Source organism: Vibrio nitrifigilis, from assembly GCF_015686695.1.
Taxonomy (GTDB): domain Bacteria; phylum Pseudomonadota; class Gammaproteobacteria; order Enterobacterales; family Vibrionaceae; genus Vibrio; species Vibrio nitrifigilis.
On sequence record NZ_JADPMR010000004.1, the window covers coordinates 899,872 to 917,058 of the forward strand.

A 17,187-nucleotide genomic window follows, 5' to 3' on the forward strand; every position below is an offset into this window, starting at 1 on the left:
AGATAAAAACAGAAATGACCATTTGTTTTAAACGTTATTGGGCATATGAAATGTCGCAACATCAGGATACTGCTGTCTAATAGCCACGAAATCATCAATATTATCGAGTACAAGTTGAGTCAGTTGAGGATCAAACTGTTTTCCTTTTTCTACAATTAACAAATCAATCACCCGCTCAATCGGCCATGCTGGCTTATAGCAACGAACACTTAATAGCGCATCAAATACATCAACAATAGTGGTAATTCGCGCATACAAGTGAATATTTTCACCGGATTTACCTAATGGGTATCCTGCCCCATCCCATCGCTCATGATGCTCTAGAGCAATAATTGCCGCATAATCTAGGAATTCGCCTTCACTGGCGCTCAAAATCTTATACCCGATATCAACATGCCCTTTCATGATTTCCCACTCATCAGGATCTAACTTACCGGGTTTTTCCAAAATCGATTCTGGAATCCCTATTTTGCCAATATCATGCATTGGACTAACGACTTCAATCACCTCACATTCATTGGGTGACAAACCTGTTATGCTGGCAAGTAAGGCCGACATTTTAGCAACCCGCTTGACATGATTCCCTGTTTCACCCGAACGTGTTTCAATCGCATCGCCCAACAAATGAATGAGTTCTTTTTGGACACCTACCGTTTTCTTTTGGAGTTGAAGTATTTTTTGGTTTTGCTGACTAATAATTTTTTTTCTTCTTAAAGAAAGAATCAAAACAAAAATAATGATGACCAGAACAGCAAAAATACTGCTAACAATAAGTACCAAACGTAAGTGTTCTCTTACAAACGATTGAGGTTCGCCAATTAAGACTCGATTTGAAGGTAATAAAGACTTATCAATAGCATGCTTTAACAAAGCATTAAAATCGAATACGTTTCTGTATCCTTGTGAAGCCATTTGTGCGTTATCGATGGGCATTCCATTTAATTGATGAATGACCAAGTTTGCCGCTAAGCTGCCAAGTTGGTAGGAATCGGTGACACTTCCCCCTAAAACACCATCATGAATATAGAATTTCCAAAAAACAAATACAGGAGCTCGGCTTGAATTACCGATTTGTTCTGCAACTTGGTTATAGTCGTGATAAACATTATTCTCAATCTCAGTATTATAGTGCGTAAGTAATACCGCATCATTAGGTGAAGCTTTTTCTAATAAGGTAGCGGCGTCTCTAAGAGGGAGGTCTCGTACTTCAATAAGATGAATGTTTGGGTAATGTTGCAGAATACGTTTGGTTTCAAGTTCAATAAGATTGGAAGTGGGACTGTGGTCAGCAAGATAATATAAGTTTTTTAGTTTTGGTCGCAGCTTCGCTATTAACTGAATTGTCTCGGCAATGCGGTCCTTTTCATAAATAATAGTGCCGAGTTGAGTTTTCGAACTTAATTCAGCTTGAAAATTGTTGATCCCGACAGCGGCTGTGGGCAAATTCTTCAAGTTATCCATATCTAGGCTATTGAAAAACTTCAACGCATTATCATCAGAGATAATAATACCGTTAAATGGATACCCTCGATATTTCTTCTCAAAATAATGACGGACACTTGCAAGATAATCGGCATTGAAAATTCGCTTGGTATCCAGATATTCGATAGACAGTTTTACATTGGTTCCATGGCTGACATCTTCAATGCCTTTTTGTAATTCTCGTGTCCAAGCATAGCTGGGAGAATAGGAGTGTAAAACGAGAATACGTGATGGTGTCGAACCTGCTGCAAACACAGAGAAAGTCACACTGTTAAAAATAACAGAAATGCAAATAAATAGTTTTAACCGAAAGGATAGATGATCCATGTTATCCAACACCACTCAACAAAACTTAATCACAGTGTAACTTAAATGCCTAATATTTCATAAGAAATTTAATTAAACAGCACAACATAATAAAGTAAAATATATCAATGAGAAAAAGTCTTTTTATCTCATTAATTTATTACTCAATAATGCGTTATATCAAAACTGTCTTTTATTGCATGTCAAAAACTAAGAAGTGGATCTTAATTTTTGTTAAAAGTGGATCTCAACGTCACCGCCCTTCCTCTTTATATTTCACCCAGATACTTTGCCATTTTTAATTTACCCAAGTAACCTCAAGATGCTGTTTCAGCGAGAATGTATTCGCTCTTAGGCAAGGCACTGATTTGAAGACATAGTCATTCTACGTTGAAAATCAGTAACACCGCCTAGGAGCGAATACAACTCGCCCTTTGGGAGCTCATCAACAAACCTATTTCTACGCCCAATCACGTTAAAAGGGAATGACCATTCCTGCCGTGATTAAGCTTGACCTAGGCTCGTTGATGAAGCTCTGAATCCTGTATCTTGAGGTCATTTGGGTATACTGTTAATGATAGATAAGGAAGAATCGTCATGCCGGATAATCAATTTGGCCAACCGGTTGGTAACAACTTACTTAATTGGCAGCCACGCCAGCCACCACAGAATATGGTATTGCAGGGACGAACGTGCCGTATTGAGCCATTAAACGTAACAAAACACCTCAATGATCTCTACGAGGCCTACTCTCAGGCACCAGATGGCCGCGACTGGACCTATATGTTCGCCGGTCCATTTACCAACAAAGAAACATTTGCTGATTATCTTACTTCTGCTGAGGCGAGTTTAGATCCAAAACATTATGCGATTGTTGACCTTTCCAGTGAACAAGCACTTGGTACTTTTTCTTTAATGCGGATTGACGTGAACCACGGTGTTATTGAAGTTGGTAACGTCGCATTCTCACCGCGTCTTAAACAAACCACTATGGCAACAGAAGCCCATTTTTTATTGATGCAATATGTCTTTGAACAATTGCATTACCGCCGCTACGAATGGAAATGCGACAGCCTTAACGCTCCGTCAAGACGCGCGGCATTACGATTAGGATTTACCTTTGAAGGCATATTTCGCCAAGCCATCGTCTACAAAGGGCGAACACGCGATACCGCTTGGTTTTCTGTTATTGATAAGGAATGGTCGGCGATGAAAACCGCCTTTAACTCTTGGTTATCACCGCATAACTTTGATGCTCAAGGTCATCAAATCAAGCCACTCGAAGAGATTCGCAAATCACAATAATCACCAAGAGTATACGAAAAGAGGCCAGCAATGCTGACCTCTTGTTATCTTAAGACTGGATGAGCAACCAATCAGTTTTGTTGAACTGCCACATTAGATTGGCGCGCATGACTGGTTGAATCTTTTGGTGCACCCGGCAGTTTAATGGTCACCGCCATCACAATCGAAACAACAATCAAAGCAAGCATCAGGTAGAACGTTGCCACAAACCCACCGAATAGCGAAGCCACAATAGAACCGGCGAAGCTACCCACACCGAAACCGAGGTAAATCACACCGTAGTTTTTAGTGACATTGTTAAGGCCAAAGAAGTCGCTCACCAAAGATGGATAAACCGTGATAGTGCCACCGAAGCTAAACGCGATACACGCCACAGCAAAATAGAAACTTAGGCTGTTTAAGTGTAAGAACACTAACGAAGCAACACCAACGAAACAGACCACTAGCGCCAAAGCAATCACGCGAGTGCGCGCAATACGGTCAGACATAATACCTAACACCAAGCGACCTAGTAGGTTCGCTACGGCGATAATAGCCACAGCAGAGGCTGCCGTTTCAGCACTAAGATGAACGTAGTTTTGACCCACATCTTTCGCTACACCGATAACATACAGACCAGACATACAAACTGTTAGGAACATTACAGCTAGCATCCAAAATTGTGACGTTTTGATGGCTTGTGGCAGTGTATAGTCAAATACCTTATTATCCGTTGTCGCTTGTTGGTTATCTGCACTGGTTGCTTCTTGTTTTGGTGCATCGGTCATCATTAAACCACCGACAATCACCATCACCATCGCAATACCGCCCCAAAGGTTGAATGTTTGCGACAACCCAAAGTGACTCAATAGGTAAACGTTAATAAATTTAAAACCCAAACTACCAAGGCCATAGGCTCCAATAGCACATGCTGAAGCAAGGCCTTTATTTTTAGGGAACAACTTCACACAGTTGGTTAGCGTCATTAGGTACCCCGTACCATCAGCATACCCCACTAACAAACCAGCGAATAGGTATAGCATCCACAAGCTGCTGGCATGTGACGTTAAAACCAAGCTAACCCCTAATAGTAAACCTGCACCAATCGTCACATTGCGTACACCAAAACGCTCTTGTAACTTACCCGATAAAGAAGAGGCAACCGCCAAAGCCAAACTTAAAATACCAAATGAAAATGCGACTTGGCTGATTGGGTCGCCCAACTTGTCGGCGAGAGGTGAGTTAAATAGGCTCCAAGTATAAACAGAACCAAGTGCAAATTGGGTAAGAACTGTACCCGCTAAAGTAAGCATTTTTTTACTATTAGAAAGCTGTGTATTCATAGCAAAAACTCCGTGACAAGAGAAGATGTTCAGTGGCATAAACCACCTTATTTGCTTACAGAATACGATTCGAAACGAGGGATACAATAGGTTGAGAGAACTATAAAATGAAATGCAATTCACGGGCATGAATTGCATTATATCGGCATGAATTACAGTTTCATCTTTTCACGAAATGCTTTTATGTTACTGCGGCTCACTGGCACTTTCTCACTCAACCCGACAAGCTTAAGCATATAGGTGCTGTTCATCCAAGGGATAATTTCTTCAATGCATTTTAAGTTCACACAGTATGAACGATGGCAACGAAAGAACTGCTCTTCAGGTAACTTATCCATCAACTCACTAATGGTGTATGGCACCGAATATTCTCCGTCTTGTGTATAGACTTCGGTGATTTTTTCACTCGCTTCGGCGTAACACACTTCGTCAACTGGCGTTATGCGAATACGGCCATCATGCATTAAATTGATTGAACCCGAAGCTTTAGTTTCTGCTGGTGCCACCGATTCCGGTGTCACGGCACTGGCTTCTAGTTTACTAAGCAATCGTTGCACACGTTCTTCATTCAATGGCTTTAACAGATAATCAAAAGCCTCAAGTTCAAACGCATCAACAGCAAATTCTTTATACGCCGTCGTGAAAACAATGTGCGGTTTTTCTGAGAATTGATGAATATTTCGCGCTAACAACATTCCATCGATGGATGGAATGTTAATATCAAGAAATACCACATCAACTTTGTGTCGTTGCAGGTATTTAAACGCTTCTAACCCATCTTCAAAAGAGGCCACCACATTGATATCGCTATATGTTTTGACTAGGTACTCCAGTTCTTCACGAGCTAAGTATTCATCTTCGACAATCAGAGCTTTTAACATAGATTAACCAATATTATTGACGTAAAAAGAAATTTCAGTGCCAGGGTGCAAACGTTGGATCGTCAACCCTTCACCATATAATAGAGCCACTCGCTGATGTACATTGACTAACCCAATACGATGGCTATCCATTGTGCCTTGATAGACCTTGTTAATGATCTCTTGGCGCACACCAACGCCAGTATCTTTGATCATCACTTTCGCACTCTGGCCATCCTCTTGCTTTTTCACCGAGATAATAACCTGCGCTGGTGCGCCTAACGGCACTACTCCATGCTGAATAGCATTTTCCACCAGCGGTTGAATTAACAGCGGTGGAATAGAAAAGTTCACTGCATCGATATCGAAAATTACTTCAAGCTTATTACCAAAACGGGCTTGTTCAATGGCGACATAGTCGCGCACTTGTTGTAGCTCTTCTTGAATATCAATGAGATCATCGCCTTTCTCCAAATTGAAGCGTAGAAAGTCCGCTAAATTCGCGATCAACTGACGGGCTTTATCTGGCTTAATTCGTACTAATGTTGAAATAGCATTGAGCGCATTAAACAGAAAATGAGGATTAATTTTATTCTGCAACGCAGAGAACTCCGCTTTACTGGCCATAGTTTTAAGTTGGTCAATTTTCGACACTTCTATTTGCGTCGAGATCAATTGAGACAGACCTATTGCCATTTCGCGTAATGCTTGGCGGATGCGGTGCGGCTGACAATAAAAGATTTTCAATGTCCCAGTCACCTGACCATTTTCCCATAGAGGAATAATCAGTAATGAGTGAAACTCATGCACATTCAAATCATTACTGATAATCTGCTTACCTAAATTCACCGCTTGCTGAGTCATATAACTGATTTTATGATGCGCATCGAGAAAGTTTTCTTGCCCGATCCCAACGTAGGCTTTTACATCTTGAGTATCGGTAATCGCCACCGCATCAGCTTCGGTTTCTTGACGGATAATCGCACAGACTTTCGTTAATGAATCACGGTCTGACTTACGAAAATGGGGCAAGGTTTTGTTGGCAATATTGAGTGCCAATTTAGCCTGAATAGCGGCAACCTTGTCTTTCTCTTCATCAAGGTCTTGCACCAAGATAATAATTAACCCAATACAGACCGCGCCAAAGATCATCGGTAAACCGATTTCTTGTACAATCGATTTCGCCAGTGCGACGTCATCATTGAGCAGCAATATCAGTGTCATGGTAATCACTTCACAAAACATCCCTGCGGCAATTCCCCAATTGGCGTATTGCTTTTTCGGACAACGAATATGAATCCACGTGGCCAGCACACCTGCTAATATACTGGTAATCAAACAGGCGACTGAGGTTGGGCCATGAATATCAATCAAGTAGCGGTGAATTCCTGACACCAAGCCAGCAGGAATTCCGACCCATGGACCAAATAAAATTCCCCCTGAGAGAATCGCGATAATACGCACATTAACTAAAGACCCCGACACTTTAAGACCAGTGTAAGTGCTGCCAACCGCAAAAAAGATAAATAATAATGAGATGATTGACGTTTCAAATGGCCGACGGTGCCGTTTAATCACAATGGCTTGAAACAGGTGGGTACGTGTTAACAAAAAAAGCGTCATCAGCATTAATGCCGCACGCTCAAATACTGCCAGCAACATCATAAATTGTTCTATATACACCGTAACCCCAGCCCATTTTTATTTGTTAGTGTGCCATGCTAAAGGAAAACTGTGATCCACTTCATGAGGTGTATCAAGAATTGTGTAAAATTATGAATAGAATCACGATTTGGCTTAGGGACTATTTTTTAAAGGTATAAATCAAACCGGTAATAATGAAGCCAAATTATGCCCCAGATTGCTCTGGTAACCACCTCTTTGCCCCTTTAATAATAGTTTCCCTACTTGCTTTATTTACCCTATTCCACAGGTTAAAATGCGCTATTGATTAAATGAAGATGAGTTCCCCATGGCAAAACTAACCCTACAAGAGCAAATGCTAAAAGCAGGCCTTGTTAACGAAAAGAAACTAAAAAAAGTAAAGAAAGGGGCCAAGAAGTCTCGGGTACAAGCTCGTGAAGTAAAAGCAGCCGTTGAAGAACAAAAACGTCAACAGCTCGAACGTGATAAAGCGTTAAATGCCGAGCAAAATCAGCAACGCCTTAACAAAGAAGTCCAGAGTCAAATTGCGCAACTTATTGAGATGAATAAACTCGATTTAAACAACGGTGAAGAAAAATATAACTTCACTGAAGGCACGATCATTAAGTCTATTTATGTCACTGAATTGGTGCGTAAACAGCTCGTGAAAGGTATTTTGGCTATCGCCAAACAAGGTGAAAGTTACGTTGTGATACCAAGTAGTGTGGCTGATAAAATCGCCCAGCGCGACGAAACTATTGTCATTGCGCAAAACACCAAAGAACCAGAAACAATTAATGAAGACGATCCATATGCTGATTTCGTCGTTCCTGACGATCTCATGTGGTAATTCAGAAAGTAACTGAGCAAGCCCTCACAACGGCTTGCTCCGGTCCATACAACCTAAGTGAGCAATTAGCTCTCTACTTCATCCAAAACGCAATTGACCCTTTCCAGTTGACCATCTTGCGCTATAAAGAATGCATCTTGCGGAATGGTTTGCTGCCAAATGTCGTCATAAGCTTGCGCGGTTAACATGCCACGTAAGGTTAGCCCTGTTAAACCGTGACTGATCACGACTACATCACGCTCATCGTTGGATAAATCGTCCAACCAATCAGTTAACCTTTGAGTCACATCATTATAAGATTCACCATTAGGCGCATGAATAAACCAATCACGTTGTTCAAATAGCTCAGGGGTTTGCTCTATCAGATCGGTAATGTGGTGCTCTTCCCAATCTCCTAACGAGTACTCTTTTATTCGAGGCTCGGAGATTAACGCATCATAAGAAACATTAATCTCATCACATATAAGCTGCGCAGTCTGAATTGCACGCCCAAGTGGGCTGACATAAATATCAAACTTCCCTGGTGTCAAAAATGATTTAAGGGTTGCCCCGACCGACCGCGCTTGTGAAACACCTAATTCAGTTAAAGGAGAATCACAGTGACCTTGTAACTTTCTTTGAGAGTTAAACAGTGTTTCGCCATGTCTTAAAATAAAAATTCTTCTACTCACTTTTTCTTTCCTTAACGAACTGATTCAAACCTATTTACGCGAATTATTGCCTCTACCATACCACCAGCTTAAAAATGACAAGAATAACAAATACCAACACCATACCCGACCAACCCAATACACGAGTTACCACTTCTGGAGATGTGCGATTGAGGTGGGGAAATAACACCGCGCCGAAGGAAAGCATTGGAACGCCTTGGTACAAAGCGCTCATATAGGTTGATCTTATATCAGGGAAAGGCGGAATAAATGTAAACACCACAAGATAAAATCCCATAAATATCATTGCGCTATATGCTTCTTTTGGCGGTGTATCACTGTTATTAAGATGAAAATAGAGACATACCAGAAAGGTAAAAACGAGCAAATTCATAGACTATAGCCCTACTCTTCTGTCCTTGAAGCGAGTAACACCGACATCACTGTCGCATTGCAAATTAACACCACAGTAATACGCTAAGTAGCTCATAATGCATCAAATAATGACTTGATGTTTGATCGGGTCCCACAAAATAGCACTCATATATTCCTATACACTGCAATAATGCACGTTAATCACGGCCATTATTAATCTACCCAGATAACCTCAAGATACAGGATTCAGAGCGAATACATTCTCGCTGAAACAGCATCTTGAGGTCACTTGGGTAGAGCACAATTAAATCTAGTTAATATAAATATGAGATAAATAGGTGCGACCATTATCGGTGACAATCGCTGATAACTGCTCAGTTTCAGCGACAGGTAAGCTTTTAACAATCACTTTTCTTTCATTATTCAAAGCGTAGGTTGCTGTGTAGGTTTGGTGTAAAGCAATAGCCCGATCAGAGGTAAAAGTAACGATGTCTTTTCTGTTTAACTGTTCGATACTTGGGGTAAAGGTAGTGAAGTTTGAACTATCGGTAATCTGATACGTTTTACTGGTGTCCAACTTAAGAAAATAATATTTCCAGATAGAAGACATCGTTTCATATTTAATTGTTAACGATTTATTTTTCAGCGTAAGCGCTTCTTTGTGCAAGGTCGCATTAACGATACCAATTAAATTCGCATCAAAAGTTTCAACACTATTATGACTAATGTATTTAATGTATTCGTTTTTATCGAGCCATGTTTCGACAGGAACAACGAGCTCAGTTTGGTCTTTAATGGTCGTCTCAACTAAAGACACATCAAACTCATTAGGCATTTTAGTCACACTTCTTAGCCCAGGATGATGGCTCAATAAGAAAAGCTGCATCGGCAAGTTTTTGAATTCGGCCACCACTTCGTTAAACCGCGCAGTATCGGCAATCAGATGCAACACTCCACCACCCGATTTTAATAATATTCCCATCTGCGTAAGCATGATTAAGGTTTCTCTGCTTGGAATGAGCGTGATAGGAGCAAGGTGATTTGGCGATGTATTGTAATACTCATGTTCTACATAAATAGACATGAAAGGTTGATAATTTACCATCTAAACATCTCTTTTTTTACATTAGTATGAGTAAGGTGAATTCTGCCTGCTTGTCCATATTGTTGAAAGAACAAACACTAACTAAAGATCGTAAGCAATTGTCTAACTTGGCCTTATAGATTTCTTTCTGTTTGATTATCACCATCCATCATGAACTTATCTCCAGTAACATACATGATTGTAGACAGTTCAATCGTATCAATTTGGTATCAATCAACCTCGATAATGTAGGCTGTAATTCATTTAAAATGATATTAAAAACCAATACATAAAAAATTATTTTTAAATTGCTCTTTATAAGTAAATATCTACTCACAAGATTAAATATATAGAATATCCTTATATGAAATATATCGACATACCCAATAATAATGGTGGTTCATCTGACAACGGAATACCTTGGCAAGATCCGCAGGCGGAAGAAACCTCAAATGACGACCCAATCACTATTAGTAACTCAGGCTTAGTCATTATCTCCCACTATATCCCTATGCTCTTTGAGAGGCTGACACTCACCAAAGGGCAGCAATTTATCAACAAGCAAAAACCCGCACGCAGCGGGTTTTGTGGTTTTAAAGCGGTGAGTATGAACGTTAATCCATGTCTGGAGTAAATAGCCCGCGTTTCATATAGAACTTGACCCAAAAGACCGTGATTAGACTAATTATGGCAAGCATACCGCCGGTAATGGCAAACACCGTGTGAGTCATTTCTGCTGATGGTGCATTGTTTAACGCAACATACGCCATGGCGATAATGCCGACGATTTGTGGAATCGGATAAAACGGCGTGCGATAAGGACGCTCATAATCCGGTAAGCGGCGGCGCAATACCATGACATCAATGTGGGCCACAATATACGCCAGTAACCAACTAGTGGTGGCAGCAATCACTAATACAATTAATGAATCCATATCCACAAGCAAAAATGGGATTGCGGTACATACCGCGATGGTCACGATACCTACCCAAGGGGCGTTAAAACGGTTCACGGCTTTAAAGATAGGAAATGCTTGTTTCTCTTCTGCCATGCCGTGCATCATTTTTGGAATCGACGCTAATAAGGTATTCACGGTGCTGCATGTGGCAGCGAGCCCCATTAATGTTGCAATGGCTAACCCAGCACGACCAAATACTGCATGAACATAATCTAGGTATGGGATAGATCCATTAACAAGCTGGTCCACATTTAGATATTCGCTGGCACCGTAAGAAAAAGCGAGGAAGATAAGAAAGATTAGGAGCAGTGACCAGTGCATAGCACGAGGAATATTTTTCAGTGGCGCTTTGACTTCGTTGATCATTGGGCAAATAAATTCCACTCCAACCATTAACCACATGGCTAATGCGATCAAACCGATAAAGCTGCCATTCCATACCCCAGTAAAGCTCCAATCAACAGACGCGCCGCTTAGCTGTGGATGCGGTTCACCAACGCCTGTCACCGCGCAAACACCGACTAGAATTAAGGCCGCGACCAAGATAAATGCTAACGAGTTTTGTATTTTCGCAAACACATCCGTACCAATTAGGTTAGTGATACAGAGCACAGCCAAAATGGTCAGGGGAACCACCTTCGCAGGAAAAACGCCCGGTAACAGTTTATCTAGCATGGCGTCGACCAAAATCATCTCGACTGGTAGCGCTAACACCGCCACCACAACATAACCGGCAAACACAGAGACAATCGCAGGGAATTGACCGATCGCTCGTTTGGTGTAGGTGGCGAGCGTGCCTTCACCAGGAAACATTAATGATAATTCGGCAAAACTCATGGCATTAAACTGCGCCAAAACAAATGCACATATCATCGCAGCGATAAATCCCATGCCGCCTATGCCAATGCCCTGAATGGCCGAAATCATGGCACCCTGCACAATCACGAGGCCAATACAAATGCCCATCATGGTTGGCAAACCCATTTTACCCGATGCTTTATCTGGTGCTTTTTCAAACATTGCCAGCTTTGCTGACGAGATTGCTTTACTCATGTTACTCATCCTTTTGTAACAACCGACTCAAATCCAACGCATTTTGGCTTTTGTGCTGCTGACCACTTCCTATAGATCACACAGTACAAACCACGGCCAGCATGAACTTGTGCAGGCGAATGTTACTGAGCTACCCGCGTATTATGCGGTCATGTTCAGTAAGGGAGGAGCGTTGATAGCGAAATGGCACGCTACCAACGCTGGTTAATTAATAACAAATAGAAAAGGGATCAGTTCAGTGCTGGGGTTTCCCAAAGATTAAGGGAGACACCAATGCCTTGTTCCAGTGCGTTGCGATACAGTTTGGTGCCCCAAGCCACATCTTCAACAGGCATTCCGCCAACAGACATGATGATGATTTCCTCATCATTTTTACGCCCTGGCGCATCCCCTGCGACAATCTTACCGATGTCTTCTAAGTTATCTAAGGTAATCAGCCCTTCTTCGATCATATCCATAAAGCGCACACCAATAATTGGAATATGGTGGTGGGCCGGTTTTGGCGCTTCTTCAAACCATGCTTGGTAAAGGCCTGTGTTATCCAGCACTTTACGTACATCGTTTTGTTCCATTGCCTCATCTAAACGGCAGTATGCTGGCATAGCAAGAAAAGCACCCGGTTTTACCCATTCACGTTTGACTTCTGGATAGGTGCTTGGGTCGCCAGTTTCACCTGAGTTACAGTAAGTGACGATATCGGAATCGCGCACAATCTCTTCAATGGTATCCACCACTTGAACGGTTTTGATTTGTGGGTAAGTGGCGGCGACCCAAGTCATAAAGCTGTCGAGACTTTTTTGTCCGCGGCCTTTAACTTTGATGGTATCAATCTCTGGGCATTCAGAAATAAAGGCGGCGACCGCTGTTTTGCCCATGACACCCGGACCAAGTAAACCGATCACTTTGGAATCTTTGCGTGCTAAATGACGTGCGCCAACGCCCGGTACCGCACCAGTGCGATAAGCCGATAGTAAATTCGCCGACATATAAGCGAGAGGCGCTCCGGTTTCAACATCATTGAGAATAAACATCAAAATAGAACGTGGTAGGCCTTTTTCGCGGTTAGCGATATTAGAGCCGTACCATTTCACACCACAGGTTTGAAAATCCCCACCAAGATAAGCAGGCATAGCCATTAAACGGCGATCGGCCGTTGGTTTAGGCATCATCGGAAAAGGAGATTCTTCCGGAAAGGTAATCATGGCTCCGTGCGAATCATTATTCGCGCCCGCCATGCGGTAATCACCTTTGTAGAGTAATTCGAACATCTCTTCCATTGCATCAACACATTGGGGCATGTCGGTAACCCCCGCTTTGATCATGTCGGGTTCTGAGAGGTAAAGAAAATCTATCTTGGTATTTGCTGACATACGTCCACCTATTGCACTTGTTATCCATCACTGACATGCCGTTCCTAAATTTGGTGATAGGGCTATAACTATCGCCAAAGACATGAGCCGTTATTGAGTTTGACAAGGTGATTTAGTGCTGTATTGAATTTTTGCGACATTGGCAGGGTGAAGTGAAGTTCAGAGAACTGGCTGCTAAATGGCGTGAAATTTGCTTAATTTACAGTAAGAGAAAAATAACCATACCGACAATGGCACACAAACGGGCCCACAAGGAGTGAATTATGACTGACATTATCGCAAGGCAACATGTTGCGGGCATTCATTCAAAACAGCCTTGGTTTGTGCTCAGTGCATCGCAGTTTTATACCCATCAAACGCCCAAACATCCTTATATTTCCCATTTTTATAGTTTTACGATGGACTGTGAAGCGGGAGAAACCATCGCTATCCCTGATGGCTGTGTTGATTTACTGTTTGATTGTGATAATGAAAACCCTGCAAGTTTGGTATGTGGAACCACATTACAAGCGCGTGAAGTGCGCTTTAACCCTCACCACTCCTACTTTGGCGTGCGTTTTATTCCTGGTATTGTGCCCGATTTTCTCAATGTGATTGCGGCTGAATTAATCGAGCAACAGTCCAGCCTTACTGATGTTGTCTGTGATAGCAACTACATTTGTGAACAGGTGGTGAAAGCCGATTCGTTTATGGCTCGTGTCAATTTGATTAACTCTTTTTTAGAACAGAAACAGGCTCGTATCCCTTCACGTTTAACGTCGCAATTAGTTGCAAAGATTTGCGCGGAGAAAGGCAATATCCAAGTACAAGATTTAGAACGTTATTCTGGCTATACCACCCGCACCTTACAACGACAATTTCAGCAAGATATTGGCCTTACACCGAAGACTTTTATTCGGGCGATTCGCTGCCAATCTGCGGTATACAGCATTAATCATCTCGATAACGTGACCTTCACTGACCTTGCATCTGGCCTAGGCTTTAGCGACCAAGCCCACTTTCTACGTGAGTTTAAAAAGCTGGTGCACGCCACTCCGATGCAATACCAACATAAAGTGCAGCAAAACCAATATCTCGACCACCTCACCACGTGGTAAATATTGGTGCAAATGCACCAAAATAAAACAAAAAAGCCTCGTAGAGACGAGGCTTTGTATGGTTTGCGCTAGAACCCATCACATCGAAAGAAAATACGCTTTCTTACATGATAGCTGACTTACTCTCGCTAATGAGCGGCACTGGCTTTCTTCGTAAAGAAGATAAACGGCACCAATATCAGTAACATGACCATCAAGAACGTAAACAGATCAATCGTTGACATCATGTACGATTGATTGGTGATAGTGCCATTGATGTTTTCGAGATATGACAAACCACCGTGCTGAACATCTTGCGCGACCAGTGGGTTATAACTCGAAATATGCTCTGACATCACGGAGTGATGTAACGCGGCATTATGCGCCCAAAACCAACTGGTTAAAGACGAAGCAAAACTGGCGCCGATGGTACGAATAAAGGTCGATAACGATGCAGCATCCGCCACATCAGACCCATGCAGATCCGACAGCAAAATGGTCGTCATTGGCATAAAGAACAAAGCAATACCAATTCCCATAAAGAGCTGAATCCAAGCGACCGTAGCAAAATCCACATCAGTATTAAAGCGTGCCCGCGCATAACAGGTCATGGCAATCACAACAAAGGAACCCGCCGCTAAAACGCGCATGTCCATCTTATGACCAAACTTGCCCAATATTGGCGTTAAAAACAGTGGTAATACCCCCATTGGTGCACAAGCTAGCCCGGCCCATAATGCGGTGTACCCCATATTACTTTGTAGCCATTGCGGCAAAATCAAGTTGATGCTGAAAAAGCCAGCATAACCACAGGTTAAGATGATCGTACCAATGCAGAAATTGCGATTACGAAACAGTTTGAGGTTGATGATCGGATTATCATCCGTCAGCTCCCAAATCACCATAAACACCAACATAATAACCGCAAAGATAGAGCCACCAATAATCCAAGGGTTAGAGAACCAATCCAGATCATTGCCTTTATCGAGTACGACTTGCAGAACACCGACACCTAACGCCATGGTGGCTAAACCAATCACGTCGAGTTTCACGATTTGAGGTGTGTGTGGACGCCCTTTCATCTGTTGTAATACCACCAGCACGGTAAAAATACCGATCGGGATATTAATAAAGAAGATCCACGGCCAACTGTAATCATAGGTTAGCCAACCGCCTAAGATTGGCCCGAGTATCGGCCCAACCACCGCCACCATACCGATTAAAGCCAGCGCCATATGCCGTTTGTCTTTAGGAAAGATCGACATTAAAAGAACCTGACTGACCGGAAATAACGGCGCTGCTGCCAAACCTTGCAAGGTACGGAACACCACTAACTGGCTCATGGTTTGCGAGACGCCACACATCAACGACATCAGGCTAAACAAGATAAGAGCGCCGACATACAAACGCACTTCCCCTACCCGACGACTTAGCCAAGCCGTGATGGGCAAACCAATCGCGTTACTGACGGTAAATGAGGTAATCACCCACGTACCTTGGTTAAGACTGACGCCCATGTTACCTGCGATGGTTGGCAGTGACACGTTGGCAATGGTCGAGTCGAGAACCTGCATAAATACGCCTAACGAAATGGCGAAGACACACAACGCCATGTTCGCGGGTCGAAATTGTTGCTGCTCACTCATAGCAGACCCTTATTACTCTTTTGCCAAGAATTTTTGCGTGGCTGAATCGTTTTCATCAATGATGCGATCCACCAGCGATTCAACACCGGCTAGTGACTGGCTGTAAACATCCGTTTTAAACAGCGCTTTATCAGAACTAGTACGCGACAGTAATGCACCCTCTTTATTTGAGGTATCCACTTCTGCGGTCATGGATAAACCGATACGGAGCGGATGCGCAGTCAGCTCTTTATCATCGAGTTTGATACGCACAGGTAAACGTTGCACTACTTTGATCCAGTTACCCGTTGCATTTTGCGCAGGTAACACAGAGAACGCGCTGCCAGTACCGATACCTAGGCTTTCAACCGTACCGTGGAACACCACATCATCACCGTAGAGGTCAGAAATCAGATTCACTTTTTGACCAAGGCGCATATCTGTTAACTGAGTCTCTTTAAAGTTGGCATCAACCCACACTTGATTCAGTGGCACAACCGACATCAGTGTCGAGCTTTGTGAAATACGTTGACCGACCTGTACGTTACGTTGGGCAACGTAACCAGAAACAGGAGCGACTAACACGGTGCGGCGTTTGTCCAAATAGGTTTTCTTCACGTTAGCAATCGCCGCTTTTACCAATGGATGCGTTTCTACTGTGGTATTTTGTACCGCAGCTTTACGCGCTTGCAATTGCTGTTTAGCGGCCGCTAAATCTTGGCTTGCAGAGTTCATTACATCACGCGCATGGCTGAGTTCTTCGCGCGATAAGCCGCCCGCTTTTACCATGTTTTTACGACGATTGTAGTCACTTTGCGCTTGCTCTAAAGCAATCGTTTTGGTCTTGACTACTGCTTTTGCTTGCTCAAGATCGTTGAAGAGCGCGCGCACTTGGCGCACCGTTTGGCCTAAGTTTGCTTCCGCATTTTCAAAAGCGATGTTGGCATCAGCATCATCAAGGTAAACCAATGGCTGACCTTGTTTCACATAATCACCATCATCAACATTGATGCGTGTAACGGTGCCCGTCAACTCTGGCGTAATTTGCACTAAGTTGCCGTTCACATAAGCATCTTCTGTTTCTTCTTCGCCAACGACAAAGTTGAAGTAGTAAAAACTACTTGAGATAGCAGCAATCAATAACACAAGCGCAAAAATGGTCAGGCTCTTTTTGCGTTTCTGTTGGTTATTCGTCACCGCGGGTTCGCTGTTGTTATCTTGCATAA

Annotated in this window: 15 protein-coding genes; 4 read left to right on the forward strand and 11 right to left on the reverse strand. The window is 42.7% G+C overall.

Annotated features, from left to right (window positions below; translation table 11 throughout):
* Window positions 1-27: 27 nt before the first annotated feature.
* A complete protein-coding gene (locus I1A42_RS20420) occupies window positions 28-1,809 on the reverse strand; it encodes an HD domain-containing phosphohydrolase (RefSeq protein WP_196124701.1) in 1,782 nt (593 codons plus the stop codon).
* A 576-nt stretch (window positions 1,810-2,385) separates the two neighbouring features.
* On the opposite strand from I1A42_RS20420, the gene I1A42_RS20425 reads away from it, so the two are divergent.
* Complete coding sequence (locus tag I1A42_RS20425; protein WP_196124703.1) at window positions 2,386-3,093, forward strand: GNAT family N-acetyltransferase; 708 nt, start codon at window positions 2,386-2,388, stop codon at window positions 3,091-3,093.
* 71 nt (window positions 3,094-3,164) lie between these two features.
* Here the strand turns inward: I1A42_RS20425 and I1A42_RS20430 are convergent, their stop codons facing one another.
* From I1A42_RS20430 to I1A42_RS20440, 3 genes are all read right to left on the reverse strand, one after another.
* Window positions 3,165-4,415 (reverse strand): L-lactate MFS transporter, encoded by a 1,251-nt coding sequence (locus I1A42_RS20430; RefSeq protein ID WP_196124705.1) that lies wholly within the window; start codon window positions 4,413-4,415, stop codon window positions 3,165-3,167.
* A gap of 152 nt (window positions 4,416-4,567) precedes the next feature.
* Window positions 4,568-5,296, reverse strand: a complete 729-nt coding sequence (locus tag I1A42_RS20435; protein WP_196124706.1) for a LytR/AlgR family response regulator transcription factor — start codon at window positions 5,294-5,296, stop codon at window positions 4,568-4,570.
* Window positions 5,297-5,299: 3 nt separating this feature from the next.
* A complete protein-coding gene (locus tag I1A42_RS20440; protein WP_161154266.1) occupies window positions 5,300-6,940 on the reverse strand; it encodes a LytS/YhcK type 5TM receptor domain-containing protein in 1,641 nt (546 codons plus the stop codon).
* Between the two features lie 307 nt (window positions 6,941-7,247).
* Between I1A42_RS20440 and I1A42_RS20445 the strand changes: the two genes are divergently transcribed.
* Window positions 7,248-7,769 carry a DUF2058 domain-containing protein gene (locus I1A42_RS20445; RefSeq protein ID WP_196124708.1) on the forward strand — a complete coding sequence of 174 codons (522 nt, stop codon included), beginning with the start codon at window positions 7,248-7,250 and terminating at the stop codon, window positions 7,767-7,769.
* A gap of 65 nt (window positions 7,770-7,834) precedes the next feature.
* Here the strand turns inward: I1A42_RS20445 and I1A42_RS20450 are convergent, their stop codons facing one another.
* From I1A42_RS20450 to I1A42_RS20460, 3 genes are all read right to left on the reverse strand, one after another.
* On the reverse strand, window positions 7,835-8,440 hold the full coding sequence (locus tag I1A42_RS20450) for a histidine phosphatase family protein (RefSeq protein ID WP_196124710.1): 606 nt from the start codon (window positions 8,438-8,440) through the stop codon (window positions 7,835-7,837).
* A gap of 52 nt (window positions 8,441-8,492) precedes the next feature.
* Window positions 8,493-8,813 (reverse strand): hypothetical protein, encoded by a 321-nt coding sequence (locus I1A42_RS20455; protein ID WP_161154225.1) that lies wholly within the window; start codon window positions 8,811-8,813, stop codon window positions 8,493-8,495.
* Between the two features lie 291 nt (window positions 8,814-9,104).
* Window positions 9,105-9,899 carry a hypothetical protein gene (locus tag I1A42_RS20460; protein WP_196124712.1) on the reverse strand — a complete coding sequence of 265 codons (795 nt, stop codon included), beginning with the start codon at window positions 9,897-9,899 and terminating at the stop codon, window positions 9,105-9,107.
* 343 nt (window positions 9,900-10,242) lie between these two features.
* On the opposite strand from I1A42_RS20460, the gene I1A42_RS20465 reads away from it, so the two are divergent.
* On the forward strand, window positions 10,243-10,512 hold the full coding sequence (locus I1A42_RS20465) for a contractile injection system tape measure protein (RefSeq protein WP_196124713.1): 270 nt from the start codon (window positions 10,243-10,245) through the stop codon (window positions 10,510-10,512).
* Here the strand turns inward: I1A42_RS20465 and I1A42_RS20470 are convergent.
* Entirely contained in the window at window positions 10,493-11,890 is a 1,398-nt protein-coding gene (locus I1A42_RS20470) for an APC family permease (RefSeq protein ID WP_196124715.1), read from the reverse strand. The two genes, I1A42_RS20465 and I1A42_RS20470, sit on opposite strands and share 20 nt — an antisense overlap.
* A gap of 230 nt (window positions 11,891-12,120) precedes the next feature.
* A complete protein-coding gene (locus I1A42_RS20475; RefSeq protein ID WP_196124716.1) occupies window positions 12,121-13,260 on the reverse strand; it encodes a tyramine oxidase subunit B in 1,140 nt (379 codons plus the stop codon).
* A gap of 263 nt (window positions 13,261-13,523) precedes the next feature.
* On the opposite strand from I1A42_RS20475, the gene I1A42_RS20480 reads away from it, so the two are divergent.
* Window positions 13,524-14,357 (forward strand): helix-turn-helix domain-containing protein, encoded by an 834-nt coding sequence (locus tag I1A42_RS20480; protein ID WP_196124718.1) that lies wholly within the window; start codon window positions 13,524-13,526, stop codon window positions 14,355-14,357.
* Window positions 14,358-14,485: 128 nt separating this feature from the next.
* Here the strand turns inward: I1A42_RS20480 and I1A42_RS20485 are convergent, their stop codons facing one another.
* Window positions 14,486-15,982, reverse strand: coding sequence for a DHA2 family efflux MFS transporter permease subunit (locus I1A42_RS20485; protein WP_161154200.1), 1,497 nt, complete (start codon window positions 15,980-15,982; stop codon window positions 14,486-14,488).
* Between the two features lie 12 nt (window positions 15,983-15,994).
* The gene (locus I1A42_RS20490; RefSeq protein WP_196124720.1) at window positions 15,995-17,185 is read right to left on the reverse strand and encodes an HlyD family secretion protein; all 1,191 of its coding nucleotides are present in this window, start codon (window positions 17,183-17,185) and stop codon (window positions 15,995-15,997) included.
* Window positions 17,186-17,187: the final 2 nt, after the last annotated feature.

Coding starts and splice junctions, on each gene's coding strand:
- I1A42_RS20425 (WP_196124703.1), top strand. CDS start 2,386: ATGCCGGATAATCAATTTGGCCAACCGGTTGGTAACAACTTACTTAAT.
- I1A42_RS20435 (WP_196124706.1), bottom strand. CDS start 5,296: ATGTTAAAAGCTCTGATTGTCGAAGATGAATACTTAGCTCGTGAAGAA.
- I1A42_RS20475 (WP_196124716.1), bottom strand. CDS start 13,260: ATGTCAGCAAATACCAAGATAGATTTTCTTTACCTCTCAGAACCCGAC.
- I1A42_RS20430 (WP_196124705.1), bottom strand. CDS start 4,415: ATGAATACACAGCTTTCTAATAGTAAAAAAATGCTTACTTTAGCGGGT.
- I1A42_RS20490 (WP_196124720.1), bottom strand. CDS start 17,185: ATGCAAGATAACAACAGCGAACCCGCGGTGACGAATAACCAACAGAAA.
- I1A42_RS20480 (WP_196124718.1), top strand. CDS start 13,524: ATGACTGACATTATCGCAAGGCAACATGTTGCGGGCATTCATTCAAAA.
- I1A42_RS20440 (WP_161154266.1), bottom strand. CDS start 6,940: ATGATGTTGCTGGCAGTATTTGAGCGTGCGGCATTAATGCTGATGACG.
- I1A42_RS20465 (WP_196124713.1), top strand. CDS start 10,243: ATGAAATATATCGACATACCCAATAATAATGGTGGTTCATCTGACAAC.
- I1A42_RS20445 (WP_196124708.1), top strand. CDS start 7,248: ATGGCAAAACTAACCCTACAAGAGCAAATGCTAAAAGCAGGCCTTGTT.
- I1A42_RS20420 (WP_196124701.1), bottom strand. CDS start 1,809: ATGGATCATCTATCCTTTCGGTTAAAACTATTTATTTGCATTTCTGTT.
- I1A42_RS20485 (WP_161154200.1), bottom strand. CDS start 15,982: ATGAGTGAGCAGCAACAATTTCGACCCGCGAACATGGCGTTGTGTGTC.
- I1A42_RS20470 (WP_196124715.1), bottom strand. CDS start 11,890: ATGAGTAAAGCAATCTCGTCAGCAAAGCTGGCAATGTTTGAAAAAGCA.
- I1A42_RS20460 (WP_196124712.1), bottom strand. CDS start 9,899: ATGGTAAATTATCAACCTTTCATGTCTATTTATGTAGAACATGAGTAT.
- I1A42_RS20455 (WP_161154225.1), bottom strand. CDS start 8,813: ATGAATTTGCTCGTTTTTACCTTTCTGGTATGTCTCTATTTTCATCTT.